The following is a 15,699-nucleotide window of genomic DNA, read 5'->3' as shown; positions in this document are numbered from 1 at the left end:
CTGCTAGCGTGCGGCCACATGAGCGGGCGTGGAGTTCTTGTCACAGGTGCGTCGAGAGGTATCGGACGGGCGGTCGCGGCGGCCTTCGCCGCGCAGGGCGACCGGGTCGCGATCCATCACCGGGACTCCGCGAAGGAGGCCCAGGACCTGCTGGCGGAGCTGCCCGGCCAGGGGCACACGATCGTGCGGGGCGACCTGGCCGACCCCGAGGCGGTGCGCCACCTGGTGGACGCGGCGGCTGGCGCGCTGGGCGGGATCGAGGTGCTGGTCAACAACGCCGCCACCTACTTCCACCATCCCCTCGCGGAGCTGTCGTACGAGGAGTGGCAGAGCGCCTGGCGGCGCACGCTCGACATCAACCTGGTGGGTACGGCCAACGTCATCTGGTGCGCCGTCCAGCACATGACCGCCGGCGGCCGCGTGATCAACGTCTCCTCGCGCGGCGCGTTCCGCGGCGAGCCGGACAGCCCCGCCTACGGGGCGAGCAAGGCCGGGCTGAACGCGCTGGGCCAGTCGCTGGCCGTCGCGCTCGCCCCGCGCGGGATCGCGGTGGCGGCGGTGGCGCCCGGGTTCGTCGAGACGGACATGACGACCGAGTACCTGACGGGGCCCGGAGGGGACGCGATCCGGGCGCAGAGCCCGTTCGGGCGGGTGGCGCGGCCGGAGGAGATCGCGGCAGCCGTCGTCTACCTGGCCTCCCCGGCCGCCGAATGGGCCAGCGGCGCCGTGCTCGACCTCAACGGCGCCTCCTACCTGCGCTGATCCCGGCGGGCGCGGTCAGCGCAGGCGCCGCTCCAGCAGGACGGCGCCGCGGCCGGGCAGCAGCGAGGCGGCCCACTTGCGCAGGTCGGCCGGCTTCGGGCCGCTCACCTCGCCCCCGTCCAGCAGGTCGGCCCAGTCGAGCAGCGACTCCGCCAGCATGAGCGGCACCCCCCGCCGCTCGTGCATCTCGGCCGCGGCCTCGAAGTGCTCGGCCGCCCGATGCGGCAAACCCACCGCGACGGACAGGTGCGCCAGGTAGTGGTGTCCGCAGTGGTGGGCCACCGCGCCGTGGCCGAACGTCTGCCCGTCGGAGGCCAGCGCGCCGTACAGCTGCTCGGCCAGCTCCGCCCGCCCCAGGCGGGAGGCGGCCACGGCGAGGTTGTCCAGGGCGGGCCGGTGGGCCATGTTGCGCGGCGGCGTGGCGCCGCCGTCGGCGAGGATGCGATCGAGCAGCGGCGCGGCCTCCTCGTCGGCCATCTCGCACAGATACCGCAGGATCGCGTGCACCGGATCCACACGCGGCGCCTGGGCGGCCCGGCGGTACCGGTCGCGCAGCTCCCACAGCCGCCCCTGCAGCCGCCGGATCTCGGCGATCTGCGACGAGTAGATGGCCACGGCCTCCAGGCGGCGGCCGATCTCCGAGCCGAGCCGCAGGGCCGCCTGCGCCTCCGACTCGGCCTGCGCCAGGTCGCCCTGCATCAGCGTCAGGCCGGCCCTGGAGTAGCCGATCAGCCAGTTGAGGTGCGGCTGGGCCAGCCGGTGCGCCAGCTCGTCGGCCTCGCCGAGCAGCATCGCGGCCCTGGTCACGTCGCCGCCGTCGAGCACCGGGGGAGTGCGCTGCACGTACGCGTGGAACAGCGCCAGGTCGTCCCCCGTGCGGCGGGCCGCCTCCAACATCTCGTCGCCGTCGCGGTGGCGCTGGTGCAGCGGGTCGGCGGGGATGATCGTCAGGCTGCGCTGCCCCAGCACGCTGGCGAGCGTGCGCGGATCGCCCGACTTGCGGGCCAGCGCCACGGCCTCGTCGCTCAGCGCGAAGCGCCGCTCGCCGTCGGGCGCCCAGATGAGCTCGGAGGCGAGCTGGGCCGCCAGCAGCGCCCGGGTGCTCAGGTCGGTGGAGTCGACCAGCTTGCGCGCCTCGGTCAGCAGGGCGATGCGCTGCTGGTCGGGCGCCGCCGAGATGGTGGAGAAGCCGCGGTCGCCGCCCAGCGCCGCGATCACGATCAGGTCGGAGCGCTCGCACTGCCTGGCCAGGTCGGCCGCCCGCACGAGGGTCTGCCTGGCGTCGGGGTCGCCGGCCAGCCACATGGCCCGGCCGCACTCCACCAGCAGCTCCGCGCGCCGCTCCAGCGTGGCGCCGGGGAAGTCCGCCAGCAGGTCGAGCACCCGCTGGTACCAGGTGACCGCCTCGCGGTGCGCCAGCCCGGCCAGCGCGTACTGCGCCGCGTGCACGGCCGCGTCCGCCGCCGCGCTGACCCGCGCCGGGTCGCGGCCGTGCCCGGCGGCGGCCAGCAGGTGGGTGGCCACGACGTACGGCCGGGTCTCCATGGCGCGCGGGTCCGTCTGGCACAGCGCGTCGGCGACCTTGCCGTGCAGCAGCCCCGCCCGCGGCGCCGACAGCTTGGCGTAGAGGGCGGTCCTGGTCAGCTCGTGGGAGAACCGGCAGGACCCGCCGTCCGACATGGTCACCAGGCCGGCGCCCATGGCCTCCTCCACCGCGGCCACGAACCGGGCCTCGTCGAGCCCCAGCCCCGCCCGCAGCTCGGCCGACTCCATGCGCTCGCCGACGGCCAGCAGGTTGACCAGGTCCCTGGCGTCCGGGTGGAGCTGCGAGACCCGGGCCATGACCATCCTCGTCACCGAGTCGGGCACGGTCAGGCCGTCGAGCTCCTTGCCCGCGGCCAGCTCCCTGACCACCTCGCTGACCAGGAACGCGTTGCCGCCGGTGATCCGGTGCAGCAGCTCGGAGTCGCCGCCGCCGCGCACCTCCGCCAGCGCGTGGGAGACCTCGTCCAGCCCGAAGGAGGGCACCTCGATCGTGCGGCTGTCGGCCGTCAGCTTGTGCAGCTCCGGCAGGGCCGACTCGGCCGTCGAGTCGACGAGCAGGGGCCGCGAGGTGGCCAGGACCAGCAGCGGCAGGGCCTCGGCGTCCCACATGAGGGCGTTGAGCATCTGCAGCGACTCCAGCGTCGCCCACTGCAGGTCGTCGATCACCAGCAGCACCGGCCGTACGGTGGTCAGGCGCTCGATCAGCGTGCGGGCCGCCGCCATCAGGTGGTAGCGCTCGGACACGGGCTCGGTGGCCGGCGGCACCTCCAGCGACAGCGGGGGAGCGGCCAGCGAGGGCGCCAGGCGGACGAGCTGGCCGCACTGCTGGTCGACCCCGGCGCGCAGCAGCAGCGCGGGCGAGGTGCGGGCCAGCCGCTCCACCGCCCCGGCGATCGGCTCGTACGCCCGCCGCGCCGGATCCGTGCACCGCCCGGCCAGCACCGTGAACTGCCGCTTGAGCGCCCGCCTGGCCACCTCCGAGGCCAGCCGGGTCTTGCCGACGCCCGAGTCGCCCTGCAGGATCACCAGCCCGCTGCCGAACTCGGCCGCCGCCAGCTCCCCGTCCAGCACCCGCAGCTGCTCCTCCCGGCCGACGAACGGCAGCACGTGCCCGTCCTCCAGCCAGGGGGCCAGCCCGGCGACCTGGTGGTGGTCGGCGCTCTGCCAGTGCAGCTCGTACGTGTGCAGCGGCTCGCGCAGCCCCTTGCCCGGCAGCCGCCCCAGGTCCTTGAACTCGTGCCGGCTGCGCCCCTGCGCCAGCCGCCGCACCAGGTCGGTGCAGAGCACCTGGCCGCCCTCCGCGATGGCGACCAGCCGGGCCGCCTCGACGGTCGGCAGCCCGCTGACGTCGTCGTGGCCCCAGCACACGTCGCCGGCGGCGAGCGCGGCCCTGATGGAGATCTTGTCGGGGGCGCGCTCGTTCTCGTCGGCCACCGCCTGCTGCACCGCGATGACCGCGTCGAGCCCCGCCGTGGCCGAGTCGAAGACGGCCATCAGCCCGTCGCCCAGGCTCTTGGTGAACGTCGAGCCGCTGGCCGTCACCACGGAGCGCAGCAGCTGGTAGAGGCGGCGGAAGACCACGTTGGCGCGTTCCTCGCCCAGCCTGATGCGCATGGCGGTGGAGCTGACCACGTCGGTGAACAGGATGGTCGCCGTGGTCAGCGTGCCGGGCGGGTGCGGAGCGGTCATGTGGGCCGCTCCTTCAGCCGCCGCGCGGGCGCGCGTACCTTCTGGCGGACCGTGCGGCGCAGCTCGCGCGTCTTCACGGCGGGGCGCGACTGCCTGATCCGCCAGGCGCCGGCCAGGTCCTCGGGGATCCGGAAGGCCGCCTGCCCGTCGGAGTGGCGGTCGATCAGGGCGACCACGATCTGCCGCCCGAGCCTGCGCACCAGCCAGCGGACGACGCCGTCCACCGGCCCGGCCAGCGCCGCGTGCCGGTTCGCCGCCCGGCCGGCCGCGAACAGCGCGGTGAACCACCAGGCGGGCTTGGGCACGCCCAGCAGCTCGGGCACCCGGTCGGCGCCGTACCTGGCGTCGCGGAAGACCCAGTGCACCAGGCTGCGCGGCAGCTTGCGCCACCCCAGGTGCATGAACTCCTCCATCTCCTCCAGCAGCCTGGCCATCAGCCGGCGGCCCTCGTCGCTGGACTCGTACAGGCGGCCCAGGCGCTCGCTGACCGGCTCGACGTCCTCGAGCGTGAGAGGCCGGTCACGGCAGGCCTCCACGCCCATGAGATGGCCGAACACGCTCCACGTGTAGAGGTGGGCCGCACGCTGCTCCGTGGAGAGCGTCACGCCCATACTCTCCAGAGCCTCCCATGTCACCACAGAGAAGTCGAAGATGGTGGCAAGCAGGAGCTCCTGGTTGACCGGAGGGCCGAACCGCTCGGTGTCCCAGTGATCAGCGAAACGCTCGTTGACCAGGGCGCGGACGAAGGAGTGCAGGATCCGCAGGCCGAGCGCCGTGGTGTGCCCGGGGCGGCCGGGCTCCAGGCTGTTGGTGGCCTTCAGGCCCATCACGTCGACCAGCATCTGCCCGGTCTCGGCCACCCGGCGGGTGAGGCTGTGCGTGGCCAGCCGGGACACGCCGGCCAGCACCTTGGCGCTGGACACCTCCACGTACGCCATGGGCAGGCACTTGCAGAAGAGCGCGGCCGACTGGTAGAGCCCGTAGTCGGCGAAGACGGCCTGCCCCTTGGCCAGCAGCTCGCGGTCGTCGCCCCACTCGGGCAGGTCCGCGGCGAAGTCGATGGCCTCGAAGATCGCGGAGGCGGGCGGTTCGCCGGACGGCGCCCTGGCCTCCCGCTTGGCCGCCGCCAGCTCCTGGATCACCGCCTTCAGCAGCTCCAGGGGCCCGCTTCCGGCGGGCTGGTCGTCCAGGTATCCGGCCACGACCTTGTCGATGTCCGGGTCGGCCTGCTGTCGCAGCTGGCGGAATCTCTCCTCCGGCCAGCGTTCGTGAACGTTCATCTACCCCGTACTCCAGATTTCGGTCAGAGGCCGCCCCGTTTCCGCAGGGCGGCGACGTCCAGCAGCGTGATCGCCCGGCCTTTGACGGCGATGAGGTTTCTCGCCACGAGGGACTGCAGCGCCCGGTTGACCGCCGGCCGCGACGCGCCGATGAGCGCGGCGAGGTCGGACTGGGTCAACCCGGGCAGATCCACCACCCCGTGGTCCTGGCCGTGCTTGTCGGCCAGTTGCAGCAGCAGCTTGGCCAGCCGCCCGCCCAGGTCGAGGAAGGCCAGGTCGGCGGCCTGGTCGGTGAGCCTGCGCACCATGTGGCCGAGCATGCGCAGGAACTCGTCGGCCAGCCCCGGATGCTCCCGCATCAGCTCCAGGAGCCGTGCCCTGGGCAGCGCGAACACCCAGGCGGGGCGCACCGTCACGATCGAGGCCGAGCGCGGTGAGTTGTCCAGCAGCGCCAGCTCGCCGAAGGTGTCGCCGCGGCCCAGCATGTTGAGCACGATCTCGTCGCCGTGCTCGGTCGTGAACACCACCTTCACCAGGCCGTCCAGCACCACGTAGAGGGACTCTCCCGGATCCCCCTGGTGGATGATGATCTGCCCGGCCCGGTAACGCCTCGCGATCCCGGCCCGCGCCGTGTTCTCGATGCCGCTCTCTCCGAGTACGCGGAACAGCGGGATCTCCGCCAGCACGGACGCCACCGGCTGGACATCGCTCGGGAACCCGCTCATGCAAGAACTTTAGGCCGCATCGCGGGCACGAACAGCCGACCGTCCTGGATGTCCCGATTGTGATGAGGAACACATCGTGACTGTCACGCGCGAGACAGCCCCCGACGATCACTCGGCGCACCGTTGGGATGCCGGGCGGTGATGGCGACCCCCCGAGTGCCCGGTCCGGCAGGGAGATCGACATGTACGTGGACACCATCGAACGACCCGATACCGCCACCCTCGTATCGGCGGCCCAGGACGGCGACGCCATGGCGTGGGAGCGGCTGATCGAGGAGTTCAGCCCCATGCTCAAGGCCCGCATCCGCCGGTTCAGGCTCAGCCACGAGGACGCCCAGGACGTGCTCCAGACGACCTGGCTGCTGGCCTGGCAGAACCTCAGGAGCGTGGCGGACGGCCAGCGCATGGCGGGCTGGCTGGCCACCATCGCCTTCCGCGAGTGCCTGAAGCTCACCAAGCGGACAAAGGAGATCTGCACCCCCGACCTCGACACGCTGGGCAGCACGGACGACGTGGACAGGGAGCTGGCCAGGATCTGGCTGGCCGGCACGCTCGACGCGCTGGTCGAGGAGCTGCCGGCAGCGCAGCGGGTCCTGTTCAGAGCGCTCACGGAAACCTCCGAGCCGCACTACGTGGACGTGGCGCGCAGGCTGGGCAGGCCGGTCGGGAGCATCGGGCCCACCCGAGCCCGCACGTTCGCGAAGCTCCGCGGGCTCCTGCAGGCCCGCGAGATCACCAGGGACTTCCTCGACTGACTCACGTCGCCGACGGGTCGAGCTGGATCGCCTCCAGGAACGGCTCGAAGTCGAAGTGCGCCATCTCGAACGCGTCCGGGTCGCTCTCCGCCGGATACTCGTAGACCTTGCGGCCGCCCCGGGTGAGCATCATGTTGACGGCCTGCGGCACCAGCCCGCGCTCCATCTCCAGGGCGAGGCCGTCAGCGACGTCCTTGGCGAAGGGCACGTCGTAGAGGGCGCTCACGCGCTGGTAGACACGGAAATAGCTGACGATGAAGCGCATGCGGTCGCGGTAGGACACCCAGTCGGCCACGCCGGCCGTGGACGCCTCCCGGTCGGCCGTGATGAACTCCTCGGCCAGCTTGCGGACCTTCTCGTTCTGGATCGGCGCCCAGACCCGCTCCATGTCCACGCCCTCCGGCGCGGTGAGCGGCCGGCCCACCTTGATGTCGCTGAGCGGCGTCCGCACGGCGAACAGGTGGCGGGTGTAGAGGGAGGACCACTTCCCCTCCAGCCAGCGCGTCAGCCACGGCTGGTCCTCGTGCCGCGCGGCGTACAGGCGGAACCTGGGGAAGCGCCGCCGGGTCACCAGCGAGCGCAGCGAGCGCCACGACACCCGCGTCAGCCACCGGACCGGCCGGTAGAGCACCAGTTCGAGGGCCTTCTGGGCGCGCGCCTGCTCGTAGGCGGACAGCGCCACGCAGGCGCCGAACATCAGCTCGGCGCGGGCCTCGGGGTCGGCGGTCTGCCTGGCCTCGACCAGGAGCTGCGCGGCGTCCTTCAGGTAGCGGGGGTCGGCCTCGGCCAGCAGGTCCGTCAGGAACGCCGGCGGGTTCGGCGTCAGATCCGACTCCGGGCTGACCTTGAGGAACCGGTCGGGCGAGTCGTTCCACAGGTTGACCGCGAGGCTGGCGGTCTCCAGGAAGATGGCCCGGTTGGCGAGCGCGAGCCCCAGCTGGTAGCTGGGCCCGAGCAGGGTGAGCAGGACCGCCCTGAACACCCTCCTGAACCGGTGGGGCACCCGCATCTTCTGGCCGAAGTCCAGGATGAACGGAGAGTCGGGGCTGAGGTCGAGGCTCTCTCCGATGGCCTTGGAGGTCCAGGTGGCGTAGCAGTACCAGTTGTTCGCGTCCTTGCCCAGGTGCTGGGCGAGGTCCCCGGCGACGCGGTGGTAGCTGTAGGCGATGACCATCGCTTCGAGTGCCGGGCTCCGGTCCTTGTAAGCGGCGATGCGCAGCACGTCGTCCGCGGTCATCGGAGTGTCGGACATGGGGTCTCCCGTTAGTTCGCCTCGAGGAGATAAGAGCGTCTCCAGCGGCGTCAGATACGTCAGGCGGCCGGTCTTTCCCCCGTGGCCGCCAGCCAGGAGCGTAGGGCGCGTGACTTACGGCGGGCTTGCAGGACGCCGGTCGGCCGCATCAGGGCCCCCGGCGGCAGGAAGCGCAGCCGGAAGCGGCGCCCGGCGCCCGTGAGGTCGACGCGCAGGGGCCGCCAGCTCGCCCGGATGTCGGCGCGGGCCAGGGTGAAGACCGTCTCCTCGTTCGTCACGTAGGACAGCAGGCGGTCGGTGGCGATCAGCGCGCCCATCGCCACGGGACCCGGCCGGCCTTGATCCCACCACACGGGGTTGAGCACCAGCGACATGACGGCTCCGTCCACGGCCGCCCCGGGCGGGCCGCCCGGGGCGGCGGCCTCATTCCTTGACCACGATCTTGCTGATCACCACGAACCCGCCGAGCGCCCCCGCGGTGCCGGCGGCGGTCGTGGTGGTGAGGTTGACCACCAGGTCATAGGTGCCGGGGGAGAGCTGACCCCGCATCGGGACCGAGGCGGTGTATCTGCCCGAGCCAGGCGTGAAGGTCAGCTCGACAGGGGGTGAGGGGTGCCTGGTCTCACCGCCGCCCAGCAGGTCGGCGATGATCTCCAAGTTCCAGCGGCCCGCCAGCCAGTCGACGAGCTCGCCGGCGACCTCCCAGCTCACGTCCACGGTCCAGCCCTCGTTACGGTGCACGACGTTCGTGGGTTGCGCGCCGGGATCGACAACCTGGCCATGGAGAACGCCGGCGAGTTGCTCGGCCGGTACTTTCATCACCTGGAATTCTCCGGTTGCCATTCCGATCTCCTTTCCGGTGGGAACGTCGTCCCCGTGTGCAGGACCAGAGAGGCGACCGCGGCGGCGAAATACGTGTCCGTTCTGTCAATAAATGCCGGGCATTGGTTAGATGCCGGTGCCGGCCCTGAGACGCACCATGTCGGGGGTGAGCCCGTCGATCCCGCCGGCGCCGAGCAGCTGGAGCGTGCGAACGAGCTCCGCGCGCAGCAGGTCCAGCGCCCGCCGCACCCCGGCCTCGCCGCCCGCCATCAGCCCGTACAGGTAGGCCCGGCCGATGAAGCAGGCCCGCGCGCCGAGCGCGACCGCGGCGGCGACGTCGGCCCCGTTGCGGACGCCTCCGTCCAGGAACACCTCCGTGCGATCCCCCACGGCGGCCACCACCTGCGGCAGCAGCTCCAGCGGCGTGGCGGCGCGGTCGAGCTGCCGCCCGCCGTGGTTGGACACCACCAGGCCGTCCACCCCGACGGCGGCCAGGTCCTTGGCGTCGTCCACCCGCTGCACGCCCTTGACCAGCAGCCGCCCCTGCCACGCCGAGCGGATCCACTCCAGGTCGGCCATGGTCACGGAGGGGTCGAACATCAGGTTCGTGAGCCCGGGCAGATCGTCGGGGGCGCCGTCGACGGTGGCGAACCGCAGCGGCTCGCTGGTGAGGAAGTCGAACCACCACGCCGGGTGCCGCAGCGTCTGCAGCGCGCTGCGCCAGCGCAGGGACGGCGGGACCGTCAGGCCGTGCCGCACGTCGCGCAGCCGCGCCCCCGCCACCGGCACGTCTACGGTCACGACCAGCACGTCCATGCCCGCCTCGCGGGCCAGGGCGAGCGTGTCCAGGTTGCGCGCGCGGTCGCGGACCACGTACAGCTGGAACCAGTTCCACCCGCCGGGCGCGGCGGCGGCCACGCCGGCGGCCGTCGTGGTGCCCATGGTGGACAGCGTGTACGGGACGCCCGCGCGCTCGGCCGCCCGGGCCACGGCCCGCTCGCCCTCGCGGTGCATCATCCGGGTGAACCCGGTGGGGCCGAGCACGACCGGCATCGCGATCCGCCTGCCCAGGATCTCGACCGCGGTCGGGGCCTGTGACACGTCGCGCAGGATCCGCGGGCTGAACTCCACCCGCCGGAACGCCTCCACCGCCCTGGCCATCGACAGCTCGCCCTCGGCGGCGCCGTCCACGTAGTCGAACACCATGTGCGGGGCGCGTCTCCTGGCCAGCAGCCGGAGATCTTCGATGTCGGCGGCGTCGGCCACCCGCTGGGCCCTGGACAGCCGCGGGCGCCCGGGCAGGACGGCACGCAGCTCCCGCCAACGGGGCAGGCGCCGAGGGTCCTTCGCGTTCCCGTCGATGTCTTGGACGTTACCAAAAGGTACGGTGAGGCCGTGATCGACGACTCGACGACCCCGGCTGGGGACCCGGCGGTGCTGGGGCGGGAGTGGGTGGTGCTCATGGGCGACTCGGCCGCGTCCCTGGCCACGGGGGCGGAGCTGATCGCCCGCTGGTCCGAGCCGCACCGCCGCTACCACACCCGCGACCACCTGGCCGCCGTGCTCGCCGGGGTCGCGCAGCTCGCGGCCGCGGCGGACGACCTGACCGCCGTGCGCCTGGCCGCCTGGTTCCACGACGCCGTCTACGACGGGCGGCCGGGCCTGGACGAGGAGCGCAGTGCCCAGCTCGCGCAGTCGCGGCTGCCCAGGTGCGGGGTGCCCGCCGCACGGGTCGCCGAGGTGGCCCGGCTGGTACGCCTCACCGCCGCCCACGACACGCTGGCCGACGGGGACCGCGACGGCGCCGTCCTGTGCGACGCCGACCTGGCCGTGCTCGGGCTGCCCGGCTACGACGACTACGCGGGGCGGATCCGGCAGGAGTACGCCCACGTGCCCGACGACCTGTTCAGGGCGGGACGGGCCGAGGTGCTGCGCCGCCTGCTGGCCGTACCGCGCCTCTACCGGACCGGACGCGCCCGCGAGCTGTGGGAAGAGCGGGCCCGGTCGAACATGACGCGCGAGCTGAAGTCGCTCACGTCGGGCCACGGCGCGTCGTAGCAGGGGCCGCCCGTCCGGCGGCGTCCGCGCCGGGTCGCGGGCGCCGGGTCAGCACGGGCCTTGGGAGCCCGGTCAGCGGCGCTTTCGGCGGCGCAGGCCGGAGGCGATCAGCCGCAGGAGCAGCTCGCGCGAGGTGACCGCCTCGGCCCCCAGCTCCACCGCCCGGGCGTGCACGGTCTCCGGGACGTCGTAGTGATCCCGGTCGAAGGCCCGCTCCGGCACCCCCAGCCGCGCGGCGAAGTCGTGCAGCTCCTCCAGCGAGCGGTCGCTGACCAGGTGCGACCACATCAGGCCGCGAGGCCCGGGCCAGTTGGGCGGGTCGATGAGAACGGTCACGCCGTCAAGGGTAGAGCCGCTCCCACCGCCCCACGCTCGGGGCGGGATTCCTCCGACCCGGGTCACGCCGTCGGGGGCGGGACCCTGCCGTGGACCTCCAGCTCGCTCAGGTCGGGTACCACGACCCCGGCCCCCGCCGCGCCCAGCTCCGCCGCCTCGGCCCCGTCCCTGGTCACCGCGACGACCAGCCCGAACCCGCCCTTCCCGCCCGCCTCCACCCCGGGCAGCGCCGCGTCCACCACCGCGGCCCTGACGGCGGGCAGCGCCAGCCGGCGCGCCGCCTCCAGGAAGAGGGCGGGGTCGGGCTTGCCGGGCAGGTTCATCAGGGCCGCGTCGTTGCCGTCCACCACCAGGTCGAACAGGTGCAGCACACCGGCCGACGTGACCAGCTTGCGACCGTGCAGGCTGGCCGAGACGGCCGCCGTACGCGCACCTCGCTGCCGCAGCTCGTGCAGGAGCGAGACCGTGGACGGGAACGCGGCCACCCCGTACTTCTCCACCTGGGCCATGAAGATCTGGTCCTTGGCCAGGCCGAGCCCGTGCACGGTGGCCGCGCCGGGCTCGTCGTCGGGCGAACCCTCGGGCAGCGTGATGCCGCGCGCCTCCAGGAAGGTACGGATGCCGTCGAGGCGCGGGCGGCCGTCCACGTAGCGCAGATAGTCGTCCCGGATGTCGAACGGTGTCGAGCGGCCGCGCAGAAACGCGTCGAAGACGTGCTTCCAGGCGGCCGCGTGCCCCCGAGCGGTGTCGGTGACCACGCCGTCGGTGTCGAACAGGACGGCGCTGATCGTGGTCAGATCGATGACAGGCTCGTTCACACTGCGAACGTAACCGCTCTACCAGGCGACGGGTAGCTCTTTGACGCCGTACACGATGGCGAGTTCCCTGAACGGCACCTCGCCCGCCACGTGCAGCCCGGGGAAGCGGCGCAGCAGCGCCGGGAAGGCGATGCGCATCTCCATCTGCGCCAGCGGCGCGCCGATGCAGCGGTGGATGCCGTGGCCGAACGCCATGTGCGAGCCCGCCGTCTGCCTGCCGGGCCGTACCTGGTCCATGTCCTCGCCCAGGGCGGGGTCGCGGTTGGCGCCAGTGAGCGAGCAGAGCACCATCTCGCCCTTCTTGATCTGTACGCCGTGCAGCTCCAGGTCGTCGCGGGCGAAGCGGGGGAAGGCCACCTGCACGACCGTCATGTAGCGCAGCAGCTCCTCGACGACGTCGTTGATGTAGCCGTCGACCTCGCGGACCTTGGCGGCCTGCTCGGGGTTCTGCAGCAGCCACAGGGTGCCCAGGGCGAGCATGCTGGTGCTGGTGTCGTGCCCGCCGGTCAGCAGCCCGTCGGCCATGCTGGCGAGCGTACGGTCGTCGAGCTCGTCACCGTGCTCGCGCAGCAGCTGGCCGAGCAGCCCCTCGCCGGGGTTCTGCCGCTCCCGGGCGACCAGGTCGGTCAGGTAGGCCATGGCGTCGTTGATCGCCTGCAGCGACGCCTCCGGCCCGGCCGTGAAGTCGAACCGGTCCTTGCTGATCTTCACGAAGTCGGCGCGTTCCTCGTACGGGACGCCCAGCAGCTCGCACACCACCAGCGACGGGATCGGCAGCGCGAACTCCTCCACCAGGTCCACGGGGGAGCCCTTGGCCTCGATGCGGTCCAGGTGCTCCTCGACCATCGCCTCGATGCGCGGCTCCAGCCTGCGCAGGCGGTGCATGGTGAACTCGGGCGTCAGGTACTTGCGCAGCCGCGTGTGCTCGGGCGGGTCGCGGAACCCCAGGCCGCCCGGGTCCTCCTGGTTGGAGCCCAGGCCGATCACCCCGGCGAAGTCGTTGCTGAAGCGTTCGTGGTCGCTCAGGACGCTGCGTACGTCCTCCCAGCGGGAGACGAGGTAGACGGTCTGGCTGCCGGGGATCTCCATGGGGAAGACCGGATGCTCGGCCCGGATCCGTCCGAGCTCGCCCACGGGGTCGAAGCCTTCGCGCATGAACTGGACGAGGGGGAACTCATTGTCTGACATCGATATCCGTCCTGCTGGGATACATCACGCCATCTTGGGATAAATCCCTCCATAGATGGTCCCATCCGGAGCGGCGGATGTTGCCCTCCGAAAGGACGAATTTCCCCTCCCCCTCGCGGCCCCACCGCCTCCCTCACGGGACCGTCCTACACTTCCTGACCAGCCAGAACCCCGGTCACCTCACCGGGCGGCGGCTCGGTCCGGTCGTGGGCGTACAGGAGCGGCTCGGGCAGCGGGGCCTCCGCCGACAGCACCGGCGGGGCGGGCTTGGGTTTGCGCGGCTCGCGCACCCCGCCTTCGCCACCCTCCAACGGGTCGTCGAACGGGAAGTCCCTCTCGCCGGGCCAGTGCGGCTCGCCGGGGCCGTATCCGGGCATCCAGGCGGGTGCGCCGCTGGGAAGAGCGCGGCGTCTGCGTGATCGCTTGCTCACAATCCCCTCCTCGCGGCCCATTGTGCGCCGCCCCCCGCCCCACGACCACCCCCACTCCACGCCTCTATCCCCAACGTCACCCCACCTCCACCGCCGGCTCCCTGCCTCCGCCGGGGCTCTCCCCCTACGCGGGGGCTCCTCGCCTTCACGGGGGATTCCCGCCTCCACGGGGCCACGCCTCCATCAGGGGGCTCCCCGCGCCGCCCCGCCCGCGTCCCGCCCCGCGCCACCCCACGCCGACCCAGGTCGCGTCGTCCCGCGTTGCGTCGTCCCGCCCGGCCCCGGGCCGCCGCGCGCCGCCTCGTCCGGCCTTGCGTCGTCCCGTGCCGCCCGCCCGGCTCGGCCTCGCCCGGCCCCGTGCCGCTCCGCGTCGCGCCGCGCGTGCCGCGTCGTCCCGTGCCGCGTCGTCCCGTGCCGCGTCGTCCCGTGCCGCGTCGTCCCGTGCCGCGTCGTCCCGTGCCGCGTCGTCCCGTGCCGCGTCGTCCCGTGCCGCGTCGTCCCGTGCCGCGCCGTCCCTTCGGCCCCGGGTCGGGTGCCGGTTCGTGGGGTGTTCCAAGCGGGGGTAGTTACGTTCCGCGTGCTGTTTCGTCGTTGGAGCGCGCCATACGGAGGGTGACCCGCGGGGGGCGACACGCCGGGCCCGGGGGAGGCGGCTTGGGGGGAGACGTCGGAACTGCAGTGAAACAGGGGCAAAATGGGGCGGCAGATGGCGTTTGGCGTACAAGATGGCGACATTCTGCGATGATCTCGTCGCATAGAGCCGGAGTTTGAGCCCCCACGGATAGTGACAGATGCCGACATTTGAGGAAATAGCCGCCTTCGTCACCGAGAAGCCGCTCGCCACCGCCGTCATCGCGTTGCTGAGCCTGGCGGGGCTGGCGCTGGCGTTCCTGGTGCTCAGGATCGTCTGGCGGGCCACCGCCTGGTTGTTCTCCCGCTACGTCGCCCCCCGTCCCATCGAGGACGTGCTGACCATCGTCGCCGCCTCCATCGCCACCGGCGTGTCCGCGCAGGGCATGTGGCGCTTCTCCGGCGACGTGCTCGGCCTGGACGGGCCGCTGCGGCTGCTGCTGTTCGCGTTCATCGAGGTCGCGATCATCACGAGCGCGGTACGGGCCCGCCGCAACATGCGCGAGAACTTCTCCGCCGGCATCGACGGCATCGCCGTGTGGGCGCTGACCTGCCTGACCGCCGTACTGTCCAGCATGGACGCGCGCAGCCTCCCCGAGGCGGTGTTCAGGCTCGCCGCGCCGCTGGTCGCCGCCTGGCTCTGGGAGCGCGGCATGGCCATCGAGCGGCACCGCATCCGCGGCACCGGCCGCATCAACTGGCGGCTGACGCCCGAGCGGCTGCTGGTCCGGGTCGGGCTGGCCGAGGTCAGCGACCGTACGGCGAGCGAGGTCGACGCCCACCGCCGGCTGACCAGGGTCGCGCTGGCCGCCAAGCGGGCCAAGGCGCTGCGCGACGGCGGGGCCTCCGAGCGCAAGATGCGCGCCGCGCTGGCCAAGCTCGACAAGGCCATGGACCAGGCCGTCGAGCACACCGGGCTGGCCGTCGACCAGGCCCGCCAGGAGGCGCTGCTGGCCCAGATCGCCGCCCTCTACAACACCACCGCCCTCATCGACGCCGACCCCCGGGTGCCGTGGGAGCCCGAGCCCGAACAGCGCCCGGTGCCCGCCCGTCCGGCGCTGCCGCCCGCGCTGGCCGAGCTCGTCGAGGAGGAGGACGAGGACATCGAGGTACTCGACACCACCCCGCAGGTCGTCGACACCGCCCAGCGGGCGGCGCTGATGCGCCAGGCCCGCGCGTTCTGGGACCGGCAGATCGCCAAGGGCATCGTGCCGCGTACGGTGGACATCGCCCAGGAGATCGGCATCTCGCTGGCCACGGCGCGCGAGTATCGTGCCCTGTGGAAGCTCGAGCCGCAGGCGCACGCCCTCATCGAGGCGCTGTTCCAGCAGCACGGCATCGTCGACACGGGCGCCTTCCCCGCCATCGCGGACGACGGGCGGGTGCTGACCAAGTCCTAGAGGAGCAC

At 72.7% G+C, this 15,699-nt stretch carries 15 protein-coding genes; 4 read left to right on the top strand and 11 right to left on the bottom strand.

Translation table 11 applies throughout. The features are described from left to right. The first annotated feature begins 18 nt into the window (after positions 1–18). Positions 19–762: an SDR family NAD(P)-dependent oxidoreductase gene (locus HD596_RS53750; RefSeq protein WP_185077145.1), complete on the top strand. Its 744-nt coding sequence runs from the start codon at positions 19–21 to the stop codon at positions 760–762. A gap of 15 nt (positions 763–777) precedes the next feature. Here HD596_RS53750 and HD596_RS53745 read toward each other — a convergent pair whose 3' ends face one another. Genes HD596_RS53745 through HD596_RS53735 form a run of 3 tightly spaced genes read right to left on the bottom strand, consistent with a single transcriptional unit; the run spans position 778 to position 6,001 of the window. After that, positions 778–3,996, bottom strand: coding sequence for an ATP-binding protein (locus tag HD596_RS53745; RefSeq protein WP_185077144.1), 3,219 nt, complete (start codon positions 3,994–3,996; stop codon positions 778–780). Then, positions 3,993–5,276, bottom strand: a complete 1,284-nt coding sequence (locus tag HD596_RS53740; RefSeq protein WP_185077143.1) for an oxygenase MpaB family protein — start codon at positions 5,274–5,276, stop codon at positions 3,993–3,995. Before HD596_RS53740 ends, HD596_RS53745 begins: the two co-directional genes overlap by 4 nt. Before the next feature lie 23 nt (positions 5,277–5,299). Further along, on the bottom strand, positions 5,300–6,001 hold the full coding sequence (locus tag HD596_RS53735) for a Crp/Fnr family transcriptional regulator (protein ID WP_185077142.1): 702 nt from the start codon (positions 5,999–6,001) through the stop codon (positions 5,300–5,302). A 182-nt stretch (positions 6,002–6,183) separates the two neighbouring features. On the opposite strand from HD596_RS53735, the gene HD596_RS53730 reads away from it, so the two are divergent. Then, on the top strand, positions 6,184–6,756 hold the full coding sequence (locus HD596_RS53730) for an RNA polymerase sigma factor (RefSeq protein ID WP_185077141.1): 573 nt from the start codon (positions 6,184–6,186) through the stop codon (positions 6,754–6,756). 1 nt (position 6,757) lies between these two features. Here HD596_RS53730 and HD596_RS53725 read toward each other — a convergent pair whose 3' ends face one another. From HD596_RS53725 to HD596_RS53710, 4 genes are all read right to left on the bottom strand, one after another. Continuing rightward, positions 6,758–8,008: a hypothetical protein gene (locus tag HD596_RS53725; RefSeq protein ID WP_185077140.1), complete on the bottom strand. Its 1,251-nt coding sequence runs from the start codon at positions 8,006–8,008 to the stop codon at positions 6,758–6,760. A gap of 59 nt (positions 8,009–8,067) precedes the next feature. Beyond that, positions 8,068–8,382, bottom strand: coding sequence for a hypothetical protein (locus tag HD596_RS53720; protein ID WP_185077139.1), 315 nt, complete (start codon positions 8,380–8,382; stop codon positions 8,068–8,070). Positions 8,383–8,431: 49 nt separating this feature from the next. Next, the gene (locus HD596_RS53715) at positions 8,432–8,851 is read right to left on the bottom strand and encodes a hypothetical protein (protein WP_185077138.1); all 420 of its coding nucleotides are present in this window, start codon (positions 8,849–8,851) and stop codon (positions 8,432–8,434) included. Positions 8,852–8,956: 105 nt separating this feature from the next. Continuing rightward, positions 8,957–10,096: an alpha-hydroxy acid oxidase gene (locus HD596_RS53710; protein WP_313047002.1), complete on the bottom strand. Its 1,140-nt coding sequence runs from the start codon at positions 10,094–10,096 to the stop codon at positions 8,957–8,959. Between the two features lie 195 nt (positions 10,097–10,291). On the opposite strand from HD596_RS53710, the gene HD596_RS53705 reads away from it, so the two are divergent. Next, the gene (locus HD596_RS53705) at positions 10,292–10,888 is read left to right on the top strand and encodes an HD domain-containing protein (RefSeq protein WP_185077137.1); all 597 of its coding nucleotides are present in this window, start codon (positions 10,292–10,294) and stop codon (positions 10,886–10,888) included. Positions 10,889–10,960: 72 nt separating this feature from the next. Here the strand turns inward: HD596_RS53705 and HD596_RS53700 are convergent, their stop codons facing one another. The 4 genes from HD596_RS53700 to HD596_RS53685 form a co-directional block, all read right to left on the bottom strand. Then, positions 10,961–11,224: a DUF4031 domain-containing protein gene (locus HD596_RS53700; RefSeq protein ID WP_185077136.1), complete on the bottom strand. Its 264-nt coding sequence runs from the start codon at positions 11,222–11,224 to the stop codon at positions 10,961–10,963. Positions 11,225–11,286: 62 nt separating this feature from the next. Further along, entirely contained in the window at positions 11,287–12,042 is a 756-nt protein-coding gene (locus tag HD596_RS53695) for an HAD family hydrolase (protein ID WP_185077135.1), read from the bottom strand. Between the two features lie 18 nt (positions 12,043–12,060). After that, positions 12,061–13,230 (bottom strand): cytochrome P450, encoded by a 1,170-nt coding sequence (locus HD596_RS53690; protein ID WP_185077134.1) that lies wholly within the window; start codon positions 13,228–13,230, stop codon positions 12,061–12,063. Between the two features lie 146 nt (positions 13,231–13,376). Beyond that, positions 13,377–13,661 carry a hypothetical protein gene (locus tag HD596_RS53685; protein ID WP_185077133.1) on the bottom strand — a complete coding sequence of 95 codons (285 nt, stop codon included), beginning with the start codon at positions 13,659–13,661 and terminating at the stop codon, positions 13,377–13,379. A 791-nt stretch (positions 13,662–14,452) separates the two neighbouring features. On the opposite strand from HD596_RS53685, the gene HD596_RS53680 reads away from it, so the two are divergent. Next, positions 14,453–15,691, top strand: a complete 1,239-nt coding sequence (locus HD596_RS53680) for a hypothetical protein (RefSeq protein WP_185077132.1) — start codon at positions 14,453–14,455, stop codon at positions 15,689–15,691. The last annotated feature ends 8 nt before the right edge of the window (positions 15,692–15,699 follow it).

This window comes from Nonomuraea jabiensis (assembly GCF_014204795.1).
Taxonomy (GTDB): Bacteria; Actinomycetota; Actinomycetes; order Streptosporangiales; family Streptosporangiaceae; genus Nonomuraea; species Nonomuraea jabiensis.
The sequence above is the reverse complement of the archived record's forward strand: the minus strand, read 5'-3'. Positions and strand labels throughout refer to the sequence as shown.

Coding starts and splice junctions, on each gene's coding strand:
- HD596_RS53750 (WP_185077145.1), top strand. CDS start 19: ATGAGCGGGCGTGGAGTTCTTGTCACAGGTGCGTCGAGAGGTATCGGA.
- HD596_RS53745 (WP_185077144.1), bottom strand. CDS start 3,996: ATGACCGCTCCGCACCCGCCCGGCACGCTGACCACGGCGACCATCCTG.
- HD596_RS53740 (WP_185077143.1), bottom strand. CDS start 5,276: ATGAACGTTCACGAACGCTGGCCGGAGGAGAGATTCCGCCAGCTGCGA.
- HD596_RS53735 (WP_185077142.1), bottom strand. CDS start 6,001: ATGAGCGGGTTCCCGAGCGATGTCCAGCCGGTGGCGTCCGTGCTGGCG.
- HD596_RS53730 (WP_185077141.1), top strand. CDS start 6,184: ATGTACGTGGACACCATCGAACGACCCGATACCGCCACCCTCGTATCG.
- HD596_RS53725 (WP_185077140.1), bottom strand. CDS start 8,008: ATGTCCGACACTCCGATGACCGCGGACGACGTGCTGCGCATCGCCGCT.
- HD596_RS53720 (WP_185077139.1), bottom strand. CDS start 8,382: ATGTCGCTGGTGCTCAACCCCGTGTGGTGGGATCAAGGCCGGCCGGGT.
- HD596_RS53715 (WP_185077138.1), bottom strand. CDS start 8,851: ATGGCAACCGGAGAATTCCAGGTGATGAAAGTACCGGCCGAGCAACTC.
- HD596_RS53705 (WP_185077137.1), top strand. CDS start 10,292: ATGGGCGACTCGGCCGCGTCCCTGGCCACGGGGGCGGAGCTGATCGCC.
- HD596_RS53690 (WP_185077134.1), bottom strand. CDS start 13,230: ATGTCAGACAATGAGTTCCCCCTCGTCCAGTTCATGCGCGAAGGCTTC.
- HD596_RS53680 (WP_185077132.1), top strand. CDS start 14,453: ATGCCGACATTTGAGGAAATAGCCGCCTTCGTCACCGAGAAGCCGCTC.